Raw genomic sequence first — 2720 nt, 5'->3', positions numbered from 1 at the left:
GGCCAGGACCTTGTGGTGTCGGACGACCGGCTGTATATGCGGACCACCAAGGGGCTTTCCCCCATTGACGTCCTTTACCGCCGCATTGATGATGATTTCATTGATCCAAACGTGTTCCGGCCCGATTCCATGCTCGGGGTTCCGGGTATTATGTCTGCCTATTTCAAGGGCCGGGTGGCCATGGCCAATGCACCGGGCACAGGCGTGGCTGATGACAAGGCCGTATACGCCTATGTGCCGAAAATTATTTCATACTACCTGGGGGAAGATCCCATTTTGCCCAATGTACCCACCTATGTGTGCTGGGATGACAAGGACCGGGCCCATGTGCTTGACAACCTGGACAAATTTGTGGTCAAGGCGGCCAATGAAAGCGGCGGATACGGCATGATGATCGGCCCCCATGCAGACCAGGCCGAGCGCGGGGAGTTTGCCCGGCGGATCAGGGCCAACCCCAGAACCTATATTGCCCAGCCCACCATCAGTCTTTCCCAGGTTCCCACCATTATCGGGGACCATTTTGAAGGGCGGCATGTGGACCTCCGGCCCTACATCCTTTACGGAGAGGATATCTATGTGCTTCCAGGCGGGCTGACACGGGTAGCCTTGAAAAAGGGCTCCTTGGTGGTGAACTCGTCCCAGGGCGGCGGAACAAAGGACACATGGGTGCTCAATGGAACAGATTAACTTGTATTTGGACAAAGATTAGGGAGATACCATGCTAAGCCGCGTTGCAGATTCCATCTACTGGATGACCCGTTATATTGAAAGAGCCGAAAACATCGCTCGTTTTATTAATGTAAACCTTAACCTTTCCCTGGACATGACCACAGGAATGGCCGGGGCCTGGCAGCCCCTGGTGATGACCACAGGCGACCATGGCGTGTTTGAAAAGCGTTACGGACTGGATTATTCCAGAGAAAATGTGATCCAGTTTCTGGCCCTGGACAGGGAGTACGGCAACTCCATCATTTCCTGTGTGGCCGCAGCCAGGGAAAACGCCCGAAGCGTCAGGGAAATCATTTCATCGGTGATGTGGGAACAGATTAACCACTCCTATCTTCTGCTCAAGGATGCGGCTAAAAACCGCCTGGCCAACAAGGATCCCCACCGTTTTTTCAAAAACATCACCATGCTCAGCCATATGTTCACAGGCCTGCTGCATACCACCATGTCCCGGGGGGAGGCCTTTCATTTTGCCTTGCTCGGTCAGCTTCTCGAACGGGCGGATAAGACCTCCCGGATTCTGGACGTAAAATACTTCATGTTATTGCCCAAGCCCGAAGATGTGAACTCCCCCTATGATGTGATCCAGTGGGGCGCTGTGCTCAAATCCACCTCCGGCTTTGAAACCTATCGAAAACAATGTCACCGGATTGTTCCCAAACAGGTGTGCAGTTTTCTTATCTTTGATCCGGACTTTCCCAGGTCCATCCACTGCTGCCTGACCAGTGCCCAGTGCGCCCTGCACAAAATCACCGGCACCCCCAGGGGGGCCGTGTCCAATCCGGCGGAAAAAAGCCTGGGCCGGTTATGCGCAGACCTGGATTATTCGGATATCGATGATGTAATTTCTGCCGGCATGCACGAGTACCTTGATGATCTGCAGACAAAAATTAACCAGGTGGGGCTTGACATCCGCCAGGCTTTTTTCAGAATCCCCGACAACCTGAGGGAACAGACATCTGTCTCCGCCCAGTAAAACAAACCGGACCCATCCTTTAAGGAGCATTTACATCCATGGCAATTCAAGTGGCCTTGTATCACAAGACCGATTATACATATGACCGCAAAATCCAGTTAGGGCCCCAGGTGATCCGGCTGCGGCCTGCCCCCCACTGCCGGACCCCGATTTTGAGCTACAATCAGACCGTTTCTCCGGACGACCACTGGATCAACTGGCAGCAGGATCCTTTTTCCAACTATCTGTCCAGGCTTAATTTCCATAAAAAAACCGATCATTTTTCCATAGTGGTGGATTTAGTGGCAGAGATGGTCACCATCAATCCCTTTGATTTTTTTCTGGAGGAATATGCCCGGGAGTATCCATTTCAATATTCATCGGAAGTCAGAAAAGACCTGGGGCCCTTTTTACAGAGAGACTGCGCGGGGAGCAAGTTTACTGCCTATCTTTCCCGCATCAGCCGCAAAAAGGAGAACACCATCGATTTCCTGGTCCGCGTGAACCAGGATCTGCAAAAGGCCATTAACTACAACATCCGCATGGAGCCCAATATCCAGACCTGTGAGGAGACCCTGACCAAACAATCCGGCTCCTGCAGGGATTCGGCCTGGCTGCTGGTCAATATTCTGCGTCATCTGGGACTGGCGGCCCGGTTTGTTTCCGGATACCTGATTCAGCTCACCGCTGATGTCAAATCCCTTGAAGGGCCTTCCGGACCGGAACAGGATTTCACGGACCTGCATGCCTGGGTGGAGGTGTTCCTGCCCGGGGCCGGCTGGGTGGGGCTGGACCCCACATCCGGACTTTTAGCCGGTGAGGGCCATATCCCCCTTGCCTGCACCCCGTTTCCCAAAAGCGCGGCCCCTGTCACCGGGGGGCTTGAACCGTGCGAGGTGGATTTCTCCCACACCATGCGCGTCACACGCATCCACGAAGACCCCCGGTCCACCAAGCCCTATCCCGAGGAGATCTGGACAAAGATTCATGAGCTTGGATTCCGGGTGGATGAAGAGATTAAAAAAGAAAACATCACCCT

3 protein-coding genes are annotated in these 2720 nt (G+C 53.7%); all 3 read left to right on the top strand.

Translation table 11 applies throughout. From position 1 onward, the window contains the following. Positions 1-687: circularly permuted type 2 ATP-grasp protein (locus AB7U36_RS22005; protein WP_428161742.1), on the top strand; the 687-nt coding region annotated here is incomplete at its 5' end. A 31-nt stretch (positions 688-718) separates the two neighbouring features. Next, entirely contained in the window at positions 719-1702 is a 984-nt protein-coding gene (locus AB7U36_RS22000; RefSeq protein ID WP_428161741.1) for an alpha-E domain-containing protein, read from the top strand. Positions 1703-1740: 38 nt separating this feature from the next. Continuing rightward, positions 1741-2720: transglutaminase family protein (locus AB7U36_RS21995; RefSeq protein WP_428161740.1), on the top strand; the 980-nt coding region annotated here is incomplete at its 3' end.

It is taken from the genome of Desulfobacter sp., from assembly GCF_050177295.1.
This window is presented reverse-complemented; position numbering and strand designations above follow the sequence as displayed.